Here is a 16,128-nt window from a genome sequence, read left to right as displayed (position 1 = left end):
ATGCGGCTAGCCTTGCGCAAACAGCGGGGTGGAAAGGTAGCGTTCTCCGGTATCCGGCAAAAGCGCCACCAGGGTCTTCCCGGCATTTTCCGCCCGCTGCGCCAGTAGGATAGCGGCCCAAAGAGCAGCGCCGGAGGAGATGCCCACCAGCACGCCCTCGCTGCGCGCCGCTTCGCGTGCGGCTGCAAAGGCATCGTCGTTTTCCACGCGCACCACCTCGTCGTAAATGGCGGTATTGAGCACTTCCGGCACAAAGCCGGCGCCAATGCCCTGTATCTTGTGCGGCCCGGGCTGGCCGCTGGAGAGTACGGGCGAGGCTGCCGGCTCTACCGCCACCACGCGAACATGGGAGTTTTGCGCCTTAAGATACTCGCCTACGCCGGTCACCGTGCCGCCTGTGCCCACGCCGGCCACAAACAGGTCTACCTGCCCATCGGTATCCCGCCAAATCTCCGGGCCGGTGGTCTGGCGGTGGATAGCCGGGTTGGCGGGGTTTTGAAACTGCCCGGGGATAAAACTGCCCGGCGTTTGCGCGGCCAGCTCCTGCGCCTTGGCGATGGCGCCCTTCATCCCCTGGCTCCCGTCCGTCAGTACCAGCTCGGCGCCGTAGGCGCGCATCAGCGCGCGCCGCTCGTGAGACATGGTCTCGGGCATGACGATGATGGCGCGGTAACCCCGGGCCGCGGCCACGGCGGCCAGGCCCACACCGGTATTGCCGCTTGTGGGTTCGATGATGACCGAGCCGCGGGTCAGCTTGCCCTCTTGCTCGGCCTGGTCGATCATCGCCTTGGCGATCCGGTCCTTCACCGAACCGGCGGGGTTGAAATACTCCAGCTTAGCCAACAGCTTTGCCTGCAGGCCATGCGCTTTTTCAATGCGTTGCAGCCGCACAAGCGGCGTGTTGCCGATCAGCTGATCGGCAGAAGCATAGATCCTGGACATGATGTTCCTCCTTTAGCCCTGCGCGATGGCGGCAAAACCATGTGCAAGGTCCTCTAAGATATCCTCAATGTGCTCGGTGCCGATGGAAAGACGCACGGTGTTGGGCCGGATGCCCGCGGCGAGCAGCTCATCCCCGCTCATCTGCGAGTGGGTGGTGGAGGCGGGATGGATGACCAGCGACTTCATATCCGCCACATTGGCCAGCAGCGAGAATAACTCCAGCGATTCGCTGAACTTTTTGGCCGCTTCCTCTCCGCCTTTAATTTCAAAGGTAAAGATCGAACCGCCGCCCCTTGGATAGTATCGCGCATAAAGGGCTTTTTCATCCCCGGCGGCCAAAGACGGATGGTGTACCCGGGCTACCTGCGGGTGGGCGTCTAAAAAATCCACCACCTGCAGCGCGTTTTGCACGTGGCGCTCTACCCGCAGCGGCAGGGTCTCCAGCCCTTGCAGCAGTAAAAACGAGTTGAAGGGGGAGAGGCAGGCGCCGGTATCCCGCAAAAGGGTGGTGCGTATCTTCATAATATAGGCCAGCGGGCCGCAGGCCTGGGTGAACACGGCCCCGTGGTAGGAGGGGTTGGGCTGGGTCAGGCCGGGGAACTTGTCGTTTTGCGCCCAGTCGAACCGGCCGCCGTCCACGATCACCCCGCCCATTACCGTGCCATGGCCGCCGATAAACTTGGTGGCCGAGTGCACGACGATGTCCGCTCCATGTTCCAGCGGGCGGAAAAGATAGGGCGTGGCAAAGGTGTTGTCCACGATCACCGGGACGCCCCAGCTGTGCGCGATGGCGGCTACTGCCTCCAGGTCGATGATATCCGAGTTGGGGTTGCCCAGGGATTCCAGGTAAACGGCCTTGGTGTTGGGCCGCAGGGCGGCGGCAAAGTTCTGGGGATCGCGGCCATCTACAAAGGTGGTGGTAATGCCGCTTTCCCGCAGGGTATTGGCAAACAGGTTATAGGTGCCGCCGTATACGCTGGAGGAGGAAACGATATGGTCGCCCGCCACGGCGATATTCTGTATGGCATAGGCGATAGCCGCCGAGCCCGAGGACGTTGCCAGGGCCGCGGCGCCCCCTTCCAGCGCCGCAATGCGCTGCTCAAATACGTCGGAGGTAGGGTTTCCCAGCCGCGAATAAATGTTGCCGCCCTCGGTCAGGGCAAAGCGGCCGGCCGCCTGGGCCGAATCCTTGAATACATAAGAGGTGGTGGCATAAATAGGTACGGCCCGGGCGTCGGTAGCCGGGTCGGGCTTTTCCTGGCCTACGTGCAGGGCCAGCGTTTCAAAACGGTATTGTTTTTTGGACATAGGGACCTTCCTTTCAGTCTAAAATGTGCTTTGCCGGCGTGAGGCGAGGCACATTCGCCCAAAACGGAAGTTTTCCCGCAGCAGGGTGGTAAAGTAATATTGCATGGCCACCCGTCCTTTCGTAGTTTCATTAAAAGCAGTATAAAGCCTTTATCTTATATTGTCAATATGATTACTAGGATATAAACAAAAAAGTCAGGCTGGGCGCAATCTTCCCAGCCTGACTTTGCAGATGCCTAGAGCGACACCTTGCGGGATTCGCCGCTCATGGAGGCGAAAGTAGCCTGCGCCCCTTCCAGGTAAAAGACCTCAAAGCGGCCGTCATCCGGCGCATACATGTTTTTAAGGCCGGGGCAGGCCAAAAGCATAGCGGCCCGGGCCTCCCGGCGGGGGTCTACGGTCGCGCGGCCGGCCAGGCGCAGCCAACGGTCCTCGATACAGGCGCAAAATTCCACCTGGGGATTTTGCTGCATTTGCTTATAAACGTCCTTTTGGTTATTGGTGCAAAAGTAGAGGTGGCCCTCATAGATCATGGCCGCGCCGAAGGGACGGACGCGGGGCTGGCCGCCCTCATCAGTGGCCAGAAAATACACGCCCGCCTGGTTTAGAAACTGCAATACCTCTTCCATATTACGCTTGCCCCTTTCCAATAATATCCTTATACTACAAAGATAGAGGATTGCTTTGTAAATAACAAGTACGATATTAAGTAATAGTAGGTCGCCTTTAAGATACTATTGGAGGGAACAGAGGATGGAAAACCATGATAAGCAGGATCTTTACTTGGTCTGCCCTTATGTGACGGCGCAAAAGGTAGTAGCGGGTAAGTGGGCGGTGGTGGTGCTGCACCACTTGAGCGGGGGGACGCTGCGCTTTGGCCAACTCCAGCGCCTGATGCCCGGGCTCACCCAGGCCACGCTGACCAAGCAGCTGCGCGCGCTGGAAAGCAGCGGCCTGGTGCGCCGGCAGGTCTATCCGCAGGTGCCTCCCCGGGTGGAATACTCGCTAACGCCCATCGGTCAAGCCTTCCGTCCGGTGCTGGACAGCATTGCCCAATGGGGCGAAAAATATATCGCCTACATGCAGCAGCGCTAGGGATTTTGGCTGTCGGCCAGAACGGAGAAATCCTTTTGATGGCGGGGGATCAGCGTGCGGATATACCGCAGCGGGTGCAGCCCCAGCGCTGGGAAGAGGAAAAGGTAGAGCCCCACGCTGCCCAACAGCGTCAGGATGATCGCGCCAAAATCCCCCAGATTGCGGGCGAGCAGGCTCAGGTGGAAGATGCGCGTGCAAAGCCCCACCACCACCGCCGCCACGATGGGGACAAGTCCGCTGGCCACTGCCCTGGGCCAAAGGCCAAAGCGGCGGCGGATCAGGCACAGGCTGGCGGCCACTACGATCAGGGGGCTGACTACCATGCCCGCCAGGTAGCCGTAAATGTGCACTTGGGGCAGCGCCGCCACAAAATAGGTTACGGCCAGCTGGCAGGCCTCGCCTATGATGATGTAAAACATGCCCTGCTTTTGCAGCCCCAGCCCGTTTAAAATGCTCATGCAGATCATCTGGTAGTCCATCAGTATGGCGGAGACGGCCAGCAGGATCACGTAGACCTCGCTTAAATCCTGCCCGTAGAGCAGCCGGGAGAGCGAAGGCGCCAGCGGTACGATGATGGCCGTAGCCGGGAGGATGATCAGCCCTGTGGCCTGAAAGGCCTTTTGGATCTTGCGGCGCACATCCTCCCGCCGTCCCTGGGATAGGCTTTGGGACAGATGGGGCAGCAGCACGTTGGCAAGCGAGGTAGCCAGCACCATGGGCAGGGTGATCAGCGGCTGGGCCATGCCGGAAACGATACCCAGGGCCGAAACCGCCTCCTGCCGGGAGAGCCCCGCGCACATCAGCCGCTGGGGGAGCAGCACCGTGCTGGCGGCCGACAGGATGTTGGTAAAGACCGAGGAGCAGGATACCGGAAAGGCGATGGCCAGGATGCGGGTGAGCAGCCCGCGCCCCACCTTGCGCGGGCGGGGGCAGGCGTTGCGCCCGCACAGCTCGTGACGGTAGGCCATGCTCAGCCAGATCACTACCGGTATCTCGCTGATCACAAGCCCGGAGACGATCAGCGCCGCGGTACGGGTGTGGTCCCCGTTGCGTAGGCAGTAAAGCAGCCCCAGCACGGCGGCAAACTGCACGCCCTGCTCCAGCAGGTTGGAGATGGCGGTGTACTTGGTCTTGCGGATGCCCAGAAACAGAGATTCAAAAATGCCCTCAAAGCCGGCCAGAAAGATCACGCCCATAAAGATGATCAGCGCCGGGCCGGTGCGCTCGTCGCCCAGGATATGGGCGGAGATCACGTGATTATACTGCACCAGCGGCCAGGCGCAGGCGGCAAAGAGCAATAGAAAGATCAGAATACAGCTGCGGGTCAGGCTGCGGATAGCGGGCCCGTCGCTATGGGTGCGCATATCCGCGCTCAGCCGGGTCACGGCCAGGCGCACGCCCGTCAGCGTAGCGGAGATGACGATGGTGAAGACCGGCAGCACCAGCCGGTAGACCCCCAGCCCCTCGGCCCCGGCCAGACGGCTTAAATAAATGCGGTAAACAAAGCCCAGGATCTGCAGCGCCACCCCGGAGGAAGAGAGCACCAGCGCATTATAAAAAACCGAATCTTTACTGATCTTCAAATATCTATCCCTGCCTTTATGGGCCATCTGCCAGGGCCGCCGGATCACGGATGACAAAACCGTTTATTTACCATATATATCCTTGGGCAAAGGAATTTAGACGGGATAAAAGATAGAATGGCGAGAAATGCAAAACCGGCGCTTCTAAATAAGAAGCGCCGGTTTTTTAGGGATTTCGCCCGGCGGCTATGCTGCTCTTAGGGGTAAAACAGCGGCCACGGGCTTTGGAGGGTCGCAGCCTCGAACGCAAAGCCGCATGAAGCGGCGGGTAGGGCGCGGGCAAGGCTGCACGAATATTTACAAGGCATGCGCCCAGTAAAGCTGGTACAGGCCTGGTGATCAATAAAAAGCAATTTAGGCAGAAGAATGGCTCAACGCCGGTCATACAAAAAGAAGTATCGAATGAATACATAAGTCATTATAACGTTCGGCTTGTTATTTGTGAAGGGCTATCCGTCAATTCCTTAGGCGTTTGTGTATTCCGCCTCCCCGTAAGACCGGGTTTATGCGGTGAACGCCGCCGGTACCGGAATTCGCCAATCAGCCACATTAGCGTAGGAATGCCCAGCTGGAGGGGCAAAACAAAGTAGGGATAGACCGCATAAATGTGCTCTGCCTCCAGCGAGGTACGGTAGATCCACAGGGACAGCGCGGCCGTGGCAAAGATCAGCGGCACATTCAGCGCCTTGCTGGATACCGGGATGCCCAGCAGTGTGCTTAGCGCCCGGCTGGCGGCGAACACCCCAACGCAGATTTTGATGAACCCCGCCAGGATCAGATTGACGCTGACCAAGGCCTCAAACCGGGTGAGGAAGTTGCCCGCCGAGAGAATACGTACGGAGGAATAGCCCGGGTAGAGGGTATGGGAGATCGCCACCGGACCCAAGACCAGGATATTGCGCAGGGTGCTGAGCATGAACAGCGCCGCGGTGATGGCCAGGGCGATATAGAGCGCGCGGTTGGGTTCCTTTTTAGGTTTGAAGGTATCGAACACAAACAGAAATAGCACCGTTTCCCCAAAAGGGGAGCCCAGCGCGTTGAACGACCCCTGGATCAGATCCTTGGGCGGGGCCTCAAACATGGGCAGTAAATTATGGAAGTCCATATCCGTAATGCCGATGATACAGGTTCCCGCTACCACCAGCACCACCAGCGGAAGGATATAGATGCTCCACTGCCCAAGGGTGCGTACCCCGCTGCGCACGCCATATAGGCTGAGTATCGCCAGAGCGAAGATCATCAGGTACTGCGGCGTCTCGGGGATCGAGGTGATCTGGATATAGTCCGACAGGGTGCGCAGCGCATGGGCCGCCGTATACAGGGCATAGAGGCAAAAAAGGATGGTAAGGAAGCCGCCCAGTACCCTGCCAAAGCACAGGCGCAGCATCTCGGCCCCGTTTTTGCCGGGGAAGAGGGTGAGCAGCCGCGTATACAGCACGATCAGCGGGATGGCCATGATCAGCCCGCCCAGCGTGGCGATCCACCCATCCTGATAGAGGTGCGTGCCCTCTGCGTGGATCAGCCCGGTGCCCAGTGTAAAGAGCACGAAAAGGCAGACGGCCTGCGAGCGGGAGAGGATTTGTTCGTGCATAAGCGCCTCCTAGTGATCGGTCCCCACGACGGGGGTAAATAATGAGGTCAGCGAATCCGATCCGTGGTTGACCGGAAGGATCTCATAGAGGATAAACCCTGACATGGATAGGGCGAGGATACATACGTAAACCACTGCCAGCCGCCTGGGCTTTTCCTTGCGGTGCGGCCAGAAATCCACAAAAAATGCCAGCACGCCAAAGAAGAGGATCAGCACAATCGCCATGGTATAACCTCCCTTATATCTGGAATAGGCCTGCGTTGCGCAGGTTGACGGTCACCGTCAGCTCATAGGGCAGCGCGGCAAACTCCTCCCGCCAGGCGGCAGCGTGGGCCTTCCAGTAATCCGGATAGGCGATCTCCAGCGCCCGGCCAAAGCCCAGAATGTCGTTGCGGTAATGCTTTTGTGATAGGGTCAGCAGCTCGTCTATGCTCTGCTCCACTTCCTGTTGGGCAATATCCCGCAGGCGCTGTACATCCTCGCCCAGCACCTCGGCAGAGCGGTTATCAATCTCACCCAGCGAAAGGTTGAGGATGACCTCGATCCCCATATGCAGTTCGCCGTCCTCAAAGCGGGGATTGAGCGAGCAATGGGTATCGTATACTTCAAAGGAGATATTGCCCTCAGGCACCTGCGGAAGATGCGTAGCCAGAATGCTGCCCTGGGACTGGTTGGTCAAAAGCGTATAGACCTTGGAAAGCTCGGGGGAGAGGTAGCCCGCCAGCGCATCGCCTTCAAAAATGGCCGTGCCGCTTAAAATAGGGATGGGTTCTTCGATGGAATCGTCCAGCCCGACGGCGGGCAGCGCGAGGGCCTGCGCCTGGGAGGTTTCAAGCATGGTATAGGCGCGGTAAAGCGCGATGTCCGGGGCCATGGAGGCACTGATAAGATCGCTGCGCAGACTGTCGTTGATGGTAAAGGCGGTAATCCCTTCCGCGATGGGAGGGCTCATCAGCACCTCGGAGGCGCTGGCTTGCTGCGAGACCAGCAGCTTCATGGTCGAGCGGGGCTCAAGGTCGCGCAAAAACCAGTCCATCACCGGTTCAATGCCCTCTTTGGCCAGTTCCTCCCCCAGGATGAGGATCTCACAATGGCTCCAGTAAAGGCGCTTGGCGGTCTTGGGTACCGCGTTGCGCACGGCCTCAAAAATCGTATCGCCTTGGCTTTGGATGTAGACGGTGCGTATCTCATTCCCCTGGATGTCCGAGTTGGTATCCAGCACCTCTACCGTCAGCTTATAGCGCTTTCCATCCTCCCCTTTATCCAGCGCGGCGCCCGCAACGACCGAGAGGGATTCGATCTCCCGGGCGTACTGGCACCCGGTCAGGGGCAGCAGGGTGCATGCGATCAGCAAAGCGGCAAAAATTCTGCAGGCGGTTTTAAACTTTTTCATTGGCTCTTCTCCCTGGGGCTAGGCCCCATGCGCACGCGGTTGCGGGATAGGAAGCTGGGCCGGGTGCGCATATTCCACCAAGGGGCGCGCACGGCCAGATCTTTAAGCTGCTGCCAGGATGGCTTGCTCAAAGGGGTGATGATGGGCAGGCCAAACGAGCGCACGTTGAGCAGGTGCAGTAGCAGCGCGGCCATGCCGAATATCCATCCGTATAGCCCTAAAACGGAGGACAATACCAGTAAAAAAGCGCGGAAGATCATCGCCGAGGATTTCAGCTTGGGCACCATAAGCCCTGTGATCCCCGTCATGGCGATGACGATCAGCAGCGGAGCGCTGACGATCTTGGCCTCTACGGTAGCCTGCCCAATCACCAGCGCCCCCACGATGGAGAGCGCCTGGCCCACCCCCATGGGCATGCGGATGCCGGTCTCCCGCAAAATATCGAATACCGCCAGCATCAAAAAGGTCTCCAGTATCGTTGGGAAGGGGACGTTTTGGCGCGAGGCGCTGATGCTGATGAGCAGCGGGGTGGGAATCAGCTCCTGATGATAGGTGACCAGCGCCACATAAATAGCCGGTAGGCTGATGGTGATGAAAAAGGCGAGAATGCGCAAAATGCGGCTGATGGAGGCGTATAGGTAGTTGACGTAATAATCCTCATCGCTCTGGAAGGATTCGATCAACAGATAGGGCGCGCTCAGCACGATGGGGGTGCCGTCCAGCAGTACCGCCACGCGGCCCTCCAGCAGCCTTGCCGCCACCACATCCGGTTTTTCGGTTATGCCTACGGTGGAAATAGGGGAGTAGGGCGAATCGGTAATGAACTCCGCCAGATAGTTGACGTCCAACAGCCCATCCATATCAAAGGTGGAGATGCGCCTTTTCACCTCTTCCACCATCTCGGGTTTGGCGATCCCCTCAATATAGCAAAGGCAGGCCTGGGTATGGGTGGTATCCCCCAGGGACTGGAATTTCATCTTCAGCCGGTTCGAGCGGATGCGCCGGCGGATCAGGGAAAGATTGATCATCAACCCTTCGGTAAAGCCCTCCCGGGGGCCGCGCAGCACCTTTTCGGATTCCGGCTCGGAGATCGAGCGGGTCTGCCATCCCTTGGTATCGATGATGACGATCTGATCCACGCCGTCGATAAAAAAGGCGGTATCCCCATAGGTCACCCGCTGAACCAGGTCCTCAAAATCCTTGGCCATGGAGATATCCCCCATGGGCAGCACGGTGGAGAGGATCTCGCTTAGCGGGGCCCCCTCAGGCGGGGCGATGGGGGTCTTCATCAGGGGATAAAGCACGTTTTCGTTTACCGTTTCTCCATTGGCTAACCCCTCAAAATAAACGATGGCCCCTTGAATGGAGCTGTCGTGCCGGTTGGCAAATTCGCGTACTTTCAGCACGTCGATATCCTTAAAGATCTCCCGGAGCATGGCCAGGTTTTCTGCCCGCGATGCGGAAAACTTCAGATCCTTGAGCGGTTTCCCGTCGATGCCGGTGTAGGGCAACTCGGCTTTTTTCTTCCGGACGATGCGTTTTAGCTGCATGTTCGCGCTCCCCCTTTCTAGGTCTACATTAGTATGGATGCCCGTTTGGTAAAATATTCAGGCCCGTCCCCAAATAAAAGACGGGCGCAAAAAGAAAAACCGCGGCGCTGGTCGGGCGCCGCGGTAAAATTGAAACCGGTAAGGAGGCCGCATGCCGTCTATGACGGGTTGTCGTCTATTTGGTCGATCAGGCCGGTCAGCAGGGCAGCGTGCCCTTTCTCATCGGCGATGATGTCATCCAGCGCGTTTTGTACCTGCGCATCGGGTATCTGGGCGCGGTGGCGCCTGTAACGGGCGATGGCGCGCTTTTCATCCGCAAGGTTCTTTTGCAGCAGGCCTCGTACATCCTGCCGGTAGCAGGGCATTGCGCCATCCCAGTATTGTACGTGTCCGTCAGGATAGGCCGCTACGATGGGGTCGCCGCCCCGCTGGGCGATCAGGATAGAAAGCGTCTTAAAGTGCCGCATTTCGTCTTTGGCAATTCTGCCTAGCGCTTGGGCAATGCTTTCATGCCCAATGGAAAGGATGACGCTGGCATAGGTATATTGGAATATAGCCGTGGTTTCCGAGGCTTCATCAAATGCGTCTTGTGCCAGGAGAGAGAGCCAGCACGGGCAGCAGGGGCCGCCGGGCTGCTGGGGGCGGCAGGGGCAAAGGCCCTTTTTACCAGCCACAGCCGCAGCCGCACTTGCAACCGCATTTGCACCCACAGCTGAACGCGCCGTCGTTACAGCCTACGGTATAGCCGGCGGTCTGGGCACAGTTGCATTCGCAGGGGGCCTGGCAATTCATCGTACCGTTGCTTTTGGTGCAATAAGTGCAAAACGGCTTGCACCGGCAGGTGTCGTTATCAAAACAGCCGTTGTCGCGGTTATTGTCATCCACGATCTGGCGCCAGTCGCAGTGGCGCAGCAGGGCCATATCCAGGGTACGCTCGTCGCCGCAGGAGCAGGCGGGGTAGCTACAATTGCAATGGGAAGAACAGCAAGACATAAGTTTTTCCTCCTTCAAAGATATCTTCGTGCCGGGCGGGCCTTGTTTTCCGCCCTACCATAAGATATGTGGAGGTATAGTTTTGGGTGATATGGAATAGGGATATTTTTTAAGATATTTTAAAGGCCGGCAGGGTATTAAAATCCCCCGCTTTTATTTCGCGGGGGGATATACCAGCTTTATATCTAAGTGCTAGTGTTCTTTTTCGCGGCAGTTGGGGCAATATCCGTAAAGCAGGAGCTGGTGCTCGGTAATATCAAAGCCGGTATCCTTGGCCAAATTCTCCGTCACCTCATGCAGCGGGCATTCGTCCAGCGTAAGGCGCTTATTGCACTTTAAACAGACCAGATAATGGTGGTGGGCCTGGGTTGCCTTGCGGTAACGGGCCGCGCCGTCGGCCTCCGGCTCGCGCACCGCAAGCCCGCGGGTGCAAAGCCGGTCCAGCGTGCGGTAAACGGTGGTCAGCGCCAGTTTGGGGTGCTGGGCGCGCACGCTTTCATACACATCTGCCGCGGTCAGGGGGACGCTGGCCTGCATCAGGCACGCATAGATCGCATCGCCCGTGGCGGTCCGGCGGAAGTTTGCCATGCCTAAAACCCCTTTCATCCTTCAGATCACCCCTATTATCCATCAATTTGGCTGAAAAATCAATCGAATTGGGACGTAAGGCTTGCAAGAGCGGGGATCAAACGGTTATACTCTTACTGCAAGCAATTTGCAATAAAGCGGCGGGGAAGGGATAGCTTGAAAAAAACGATGGCGGTACTGCTGGCGCTGGTGCTGGCACTGCTCCCTTTGGGCGGCTGCGCTTCCACCGGGGAGGAGACGCCCCGGGCGCGGTTGCAGGTGGTGGCTTCCTTTTATCCCATGGCGCTTTTGACCGAGCGGGTGATAGAGGGGGTGCCCGGGGTCGCCCTGCACACCATGGCGCAGATGAACACCGGCTGCCTGCACGATTATCAGCTGCAGCCCCGGGATATGAAGATATTAGAAAATGCGGATGTGCTGGTATATAACGGCGCGGGGATGGAAGGGTTCATTGGCCGGGTCGCCGCGTTAAGGCCCGGGCTTAAGCTGATAGAGGCCAGCGCCGGGCAGGCGCTGCTGGAGAGCGCCGCGCACGAACACGAACATGAAGACGGACATGAGGCGCACGAGGAACATCACCATGGCGATGCCAACGCGCACCTTTGGCTCTCCCCCAAGCGCGCCATGGCGCAGGTGGAGAATATCCGGGATGAGCTGATAGCGGCCGACCCGGAATACGCCCAAGTTTACCGGGAAAACGCCCAGGCCTTTTTGCAGGAGTTAGAGCAGCTGGACGGGCAGGTCGCAACCCTGCTGGCCCCCTGCCAGGGACAGGGCGTGGTGACCTTCCACGAGGGGTTTACCTATCTCTTAGAGGATTATGGCCTATACCAGGCAGGGCTGCTGCAGACCGATGACGAGAATGCGCCCAGCCCCCGCTATATGGCGGAGCTGATTGATCATATCCGCCAGGAGGGCATTGCCGCCCTGTTTTGCGAAAAGCAGTATTCCACCCGTCTGGCTGAGGCTATCTCACGGGAAACGGGCGCGAAGATCTACACCCTGGATACCATTGTTTCCGGCCCGGGTGGGCGGGATGCATATGCCAATGCCGTGCTGCAAAATGCGCAGACCATAAGTGAGGCTTTGAAAAAATGAACCATAATCATCAACAGGGGCTGTGTGAGATCAAGATCAAGGAGCTGAGCGTGAAAAAGGGCGGCCGGCAGCTGCTGTCAGGTATATCCTTTGCGCTGGACTGCGGGCAGCTCACCGCGCTGATCGGCCCCAATGGCGCGGGCAAGACCACGCTGTTGCGCGCGCTACTGGGGGACCTGCCTTATCGTGGCAGGATCGATTACGTGCGCTACGACGGGCGCCCCAGCCGGGCGCAGATCGGCTATGTGCCGCAGCTGCTGGAATTTGACCGCAGCGCGCCGGTCAGCGTGCTGGATTTTCTGGCCGCGGGCTATACGGGCTTCCCGGTGTTTCTGGGCGTGCCGCAAAAGGTACGCGCCCAGGTGGAGCAGGCGCTTGGACAGGTGGGCTGCCCCCAGGCGATCGACCGGCGGATGGGGGAACTGTCCGGCGGTGAGCTGCAGCGGGTGCTGCTGGCCATGGCGCTCAACCCCCTTCCGGATCTGCTGGCGCTGGACGAGCCCTTCTCCGGCATCGACCAGAGAGGGTTAAAGGATTTTTATGCCCTGGTGGCACATCTGCGGGACAGCTACCACATGTCCATCGTGCTGGTATCCCACGATCTGCAATGGGTGCGGGAGCAGGCGGATCAGGTGGTATTGCTGGAGGGCGGCCGGGTAGCGGCGGCGGGCGCGCCGGAGGCGGTATTTGGCACGCCGGCCTTCCGCCAGGCCTTTGGAGAGGGGGAGTAGGGATGGAATGGATCGCGCAGCTCTTCCCGGCGCTTCGGTATGACTTTATGCAAAACGCCCTGCTGGCGGTGGTGATGATCGCTCCGGTAATGGGGCTGCTGGGGACCATGGCGGTCAACAGCCGCATGGCCTTTTTCTCGGATGCGCTGGGCCACAGCGCGCTGACCGGCATCGCCCTGGGCGTGGCGCTGGGCATCGATCAGCCGGTGATCTGCATGCTGGCCTTTGGGCTGTTTTTAGCGCTGGTGATCACGCGCATCAAAAACGCCAATACCCAAAGCGCCGATACCATTATCGCCGTGTGCTCAGCCGGGGCCATGGCGCTGGGGTTAGCTATCCTCTCTCGGGGCGGGGGCTTTGCCAAATACTCGCAGATCCTGGTAGGAGATATCCTCAGCGTTTCCCCCAGCGATTTGCTTTCGCTGCTGGTGGTGCTGGTGGCGGTGGTGGGGCTGTGGTTCTATCTCTCCAATGCGCTGATGCTGATCTCGGTAAACCGGCCGCTGGCCGCCAGCCGGGGGATCCCTGCGGCGGTGTACGAATACGTGTTTGTAGGCGTGGTGGCGGTGGCGGTGATGCTGGCCATCCAGTGGATCGGCATTTTGCTGATCAACGCGTTGCTTATTTTGCCCGCGGCGGCGGCGCGCAATATCGCCCGCAATATGCGCCAGTACCACCTGCTCTCGGTAGGTATTGCGCTGGTGTGCTGCGTTGGCGGGTTGTTTTTAGCTTTCGAAATGGATATCGCGGCGGGCGCCGCCATCGTGATGCTCTGCGCCCTGGCTTTTGCGGCCACCTACCTTGTGCGCGGCCGGTTGGGCGGCCGGTAAGGAGGGGTATATGGCAAACTGTAACCTTTGCCCGCGCAACTGCAATGCGCCGCGTGGAGAGAAAGAAGGAACGGGCTTTTGCGGCATGGGCACATTACCGGTGCTGGCCCGCGCTGCCCTGCATTTTTGGGAGGAGCCCTTTATCTCCGGCGCCCGAGGGTCGGGCACGGTGTTTTTCTCCGGGTGCGCGCTGGGCTGTGTCTTTTGCCAAAACGATGTGATCAGCCGCCAGCGCTTTGGGCAGGTGTTGACGGTGGAGCAGCTGGCCGGCGTTTTCCAGTCGTTGGAGCGGCAGGGCGCGCACAACATCAACCTGGTCAACCCCACCCACTTTGTGCCGGCCATCGTCCAGGCGCTAAAATGCTACCGGCCGCGTATCCCCATCGTGTACAACAGCGGGGGATACGAAAAACCCTCTACCCTGCGGGCACTGCGGGGCTTGGTGGATATCTACCTGCCGGATTTTAAGTATATCTCGCCCGAAACCGCCGCTCGCTACGCCGGCGCGCCGGATTATTTTGCAGTAGCCGCAGAGGCGATAGAGGAGATGGCCCTGCAGACCGGGCCGCTGCAGCTGGACGAGGACGGGCTGCTGCAAAGGGGCCTGGTGGTGCGCCACCTGGTGCTGCCCGGCCATGTGAAGGAGAGCCGCGCGATCCTGCGCTATTTAAAGGAAGCCCTGCCGCCCGGGTGCGCCGTATCCCTGATGGGGCAGTACGTGCCCTGCGGCCGGGCCAGCCAGTTCCCGGAGATCGACCGGCCCCTGACCGCGCGGGAGTACGACCGGGCGGTGCAGACCTTTATGGAGCTGGATTTTGACCATGGCTTTGTACAGGAAAGGGGCGCGGCCAGCAAGGCCTTTATTCCGGACTTTTCCTTGCAGGGCCTGCCGGAGCAAGGATAAAACAACCGCCTGCCGGTCTAACCGGCAGGCGGTTTTGCTTATGCAATCCATATACTAAAGAGGTAAGAGATACTGGCAAAACGGTATTTCATCCGCGTTTGGGGCAACCCGCTACCATTGCGGATGGGGGAACTCTCTTGGCAACTGTCGGGCTGTGCCTGCGCAGGATAGAACCGGGCAAAGTGGCCGCCATGAGATTCCTCGCTGACGCTTCGGAATGACCGCATCGGAAATTCTAACCCGCGCGTTTAAGTATAGGTTTTCGTTCAGTAGAGAGCCAAAGCTTAATGCGAAACAGGGAGAAAAGTTAAGGAACGCATTTTATTCGTTAAGGGGGAAGGGGGATTCCGATTTCCCCCTTTACCCCCTTAACAATCCCTAATCCCCCCAAACGGCCACTCCGTGGTGGGGACGGAGGTTTTTCAAACTCTCCGATGCTAATGAACCAATTAATTCTCCGGCCGTTTCGCTTGTGCTCCGCTGCTTGTTTTCCATTTCTCTTGCCTCCCTCTGACGAGGGAGGTGGCGCACCTTTAGGTGCGCCGGAGGGAGAGAATCCGCTGAATAAAAACTCATGCTTTATTGAGCGCCCCATTGCTCCTGTCATTCAGAGCGCAGGCGAAGCCGGCGCGAAGAATCCGGTGGTGTTGCACGCTTGCCCTACCTGCCCCAGGCTGCATTGAGATCGGCTAAGCCCGGCGGTCAAAAAAAGCCCGCTCTTGTTGGGCGCGCAATGGCAGGCGCTGCGAAAGGATGCGCATAAAAATAGGCCTTCTTGCATAAACCCTCTCCGCCCATCAGCCCCGGGGCCGCCATGTTGCGCACGCTTATTCACCTTCAAACAGATCCCGCTGCAGGCTGGCCATAAAATCCGCCACCAGCGCGTTTTTCTCCTGCCAAAAACGCTGGCCACTCCGGGTGCGCATGGGGTTTTGGCTGTGCAAAGGCAGGGTGTATTTTTGCAGATGGCGCCAGGTGGCCTCAAAGCTCTGCGCCTCCCGGGGCCGGGCGCCTTCGGCCATACAATCCCATAGGATGGACAGCGCCCCGGTCTCATCCAGCGCGTCCGCATCCATCAGCACCTGCTGGTCCAGGGTAAGGGCATTTGGCGGCAGCTTTTTATCGGAATGCCGTGCGATTAAAAAACAGACCTTGGCGGTAAAGCCTGGGTCAAACCCCGCCGCATCCAGATATGCCCGGCAGATGCGGGCGCTGTGGATGGGATGGGTATGGACCGGATCGGGAAAGGCATAGCCCGCATCGTGGAAAATGACGGCGCAGCGCACCGCCTCCCCGTCGGCCTTTTCCTCCCGCAGCAGCCGCTGCGCCCAGTGAAAGACCCGCTGGGTGTGCGCATACCGGTCGCGAAAGGCGAAATCTACCCGGCCGCCGCCTAAGGGGATGGCCTTGTGTCCTTCCAGAATGCGGCGCACGTGCTCCCACATGCGCGCCATCTCCGCCTCGCTCAGCGCCATGGCACCGCCTCCTTATCCTCCGGGCGCGCAGGGAACGGGCCCGGCTT

17 protein-coding genes are annotated in these 16,128 nt (G+C 59.2%); 5 read left to right on the top strand and 12 right to left on the bottom strand.

Annotation, left to right across the window (positions count from 1 at the left end; genetic code table 11):
* Positions 1-6: 6 nt before the first annotated feature.
* The 3 genes from cysK to H8699_RS01965 form a co-directional block, all read right to left on the bottom strand.
* The gene (cysK, locus tag H8699_RS01975; RefSeq protein WP_249284245.1) at positions 7-942 is read right to left on the bottom strand and encodes a cysteine synthase A; all 936 of its coding nucleotides are present in this window, start codon (positions 940-942) and stop codon (positions 7-9) included.
* A 12-nt stretch (positions 943-954) separates the two neighbouring features.
* On the bottom strand, positions 955-2,250 hold the full coding sequence (locus tag H8699_RS01970) for an O-acetylhomoserine aminocarboxypropyltransferase/cysteine synthase family protein (RefSeq protein ID WP_249284244.1): 1,296 nt from the start codon (positions 2,248-2,250) through the stop codon (positions 955-957).
* Positions 2,251-2,486: 236 nt separating this feature from the next.
* The gene (locus tag H8699_RS01965; protein WP_249284243.1) at positions 2,487-2,879 is read right to left on the bottom strand and encodes a pyridoxamine 5'-phosphate oxidase family protein; all 393 of its coding nucleotides are present in this window, start codon (positions 2,877-2,879) and stop codon (positions 2,487-2,489) included.
* Between the two features lie 124 nt (positions 2,880-3,003).
* On the opposite strand from H8699_RS01965, the gene H8699_RS01960 reads away from it, so the two are divergent.
* Positions 3,004-3,345: a winged helix-turn-helix transcriptional regulator gene (locus H8699_RS01960; RefSeq protein WP_249284242.1), complete on the top strand. Its 342-nt coding sequence runs from the start codon at positions 3,004-3,006 to the stop codon at positions 3,343-3,345.
* On the opposite strand, the gene H8699_RS01955 is transcribed toward H8699_RS01960, so the two are convergent.
* The 8 genes from H8699_RS01955 to H8699_RS01920 form a co-directional block, all read right to left on the bottom strand.
* Complete coding sequence (locus H8699_RS01955; RefSeq protein ID WP_249284241.1) at positions 3,342-4,928, bottom strand: oligosaccharide flippase family protein; 1,587 nt, start codon at positions 4,926-4,928, stop codon at positions 3,342-3,344. The two genes, H8699_RS01960 and H8699_RS01955, sit on opposite strands and share 4 nt — an antisense overlap.
* Before the next feature lie 418 nt (positions 4,929-5,346).
* The gene (locus H8699_RS01950; RefSeq protein WP_249284240.1) at positions 5,347-6,519 is read right to left on the bottom strand and encodes a GerAB/ArcD/ProY family transporter; all 1,173 of its coding nucleotides are present in this window, start codon (positions 6,517-6,519) and stop codon (positions 5,347-5,349) included.
* A 9-nt stretch (positions 6,520-6,528) separates the two neighbouring features.
* Positions 6,529-6,744, bottom strand: a complete 216-nt coding sequence (locus H8699_RS01945) for a hypothetical protein (protein ID WP_249284239.1) — start codon at positions 6,742-6,744, stop codon at positions 6,529-6,531.
* A gap of 13 nt (positions 6,745-6,757) precedes the next feature.
* Complete coding sequence (locus H8699_RS01940; RefSeq protein WP_249284238.1) at positions 6,758-7,912, bottom strand: Ger(x)C family spore germination protein; 1,155 nt, start codon at positions 7,910-7,912, stop codon at positions 6,758-6,760.
* Positions 7,909-9,462, bottom strand: coding sequence for a spore germination protein (locus H8699_RS01935; protein ID WP_249284237.1), 1,554 nt, complete (start codon positions 9,460-9,462; stop codon positions 7,909-7,911). Before H8699_RS01935 ends, H8699_RS01940 begins: the two co-directional genes overlap by 4 nt.
* Positions 9,463-9,620: 158 nt before the next feature.
* Complete coding sequence (locus H8699_RS01930; RefSeq protein WP_249284236.1) at positions 9,621-10,136, bottom strand: ferritin-like domain-containing protein; 516 nt, start codon at positions 10,134-10,136, stop codon at positions 9,621-9,623.
* The gene (locus H8699_RS01925) at positions 10,126-10,455 is read right to left on the bottom strand and encodes a hypothetical protein (protein WP_249284235.1); all 330 of its coding nucleotides are present in this window, start codon (positions 10,453-10,455) and stop codon (positions 10,126-10,128) included. The genes H8699_RS01930 and H8699_RS01925 overlap by 11 nt, the downstream gene beginning before the upstream one ends.
* Before the next feature lie 192 nt (positions 10,456-10,647).
* Positions 10,648-11,061: a Fur family transcriptional regulator gene (locus H8699_RS01920; protein WP_249284234.1), complete on the bottom strand. Its 414-nt coding sequence runs from the start codon at positions 11,059-11,061 to the stop codon at positions 10,648-10,650.
* A 138-nt stretch (positions 11,062-11,199) separates the two neighbouring features.
* On the opposite strand from H8699_RS01920, the gene H8699_RS01915 reads away from it, so the two are divergent.
* Genes H8699_RS01915 through H8699_RS01900 form a run of 4 tightly spaced genes read left to right on the top strand, consistent with a single transcriptional unit; the run spans position 11,200 to position 14,606 of the window.
* Positions 11,200-12,141 carry a metal ABC transporter substrate-binding protein gene (locus tag H8699_RS01915; protein WP_249284233.1) on the top strand — a complete coding sequence of 314 codons (942 nt, stop codon included), beginning with the start codon at positions 11,200-11,202 and terminating at the stop codon, positions 12,139-12,141.
* Positions 12,138-12,872: a metal ABC transporter ATP-binding protein gene (locus tag H8699_RS01910; protein WP_249284232.1), complete on the top strand. Its 735-nt coding sequence runs from the start codon at positions 12,138-12,140 to the stop codon at positions 12,870-12,872. The genes H8699_RS01915 and H8699_RS01910 overlap by 4 nt, the downstream gene beginning before the upstream one ends.
* A 2-nt stretch (positions 12,873-12,874) precedes the next feature.
* Positions 12,875-13,702, top strand: coding sequence for a metal ABC transporter permease (locus H8699_RS01905; RefSeq protein ID WP_249284231.1), 828 nt, complete (start codon positions 12,875-12,877; stop codon positions 13,700-13,702).
* Positions 13,703-13,712: 10 nt separating this feature from the next.
* Positions 13,713-14,606: a radical SAM protein gene (locus H8699_RS01900; protein WP_249284230.1), complete on the top strand. Its 894-nt coding sequence runs from the start codon at positions 13,713-13,715 to the stop codon at positions 14,604-14,606.
* Positions 14,607-15,433: 827 nt separating this feature from the next.
* Here H8699_RS01900 and H8699_RS01895 read toward each other — a convergent pair.
* Positions 15,434-16,081: an HD domain-containing protein gene (locus tag H8699_RS01895; protein WP_249284229.1), complete on the bottom strand. Its 648-nt coding sequence runs from the start codon at positions 16,079-16,081 to the stop codon at positions 15,434-15,436.
* Positions 16,082-16,128: the final 47 nt, after the last annotated feature.

The organism is Luoshenia tenuis, assembly GCF_014384745.1.
Lineage (GTDB): Bacteria > Bacillota > Clostridia > Christensenellales.
The sequence above is the reverse complement of the archived record's forward strand: the minus strand, read 5'-3'. Positions and strand labels throughout refer to the sequence as shown.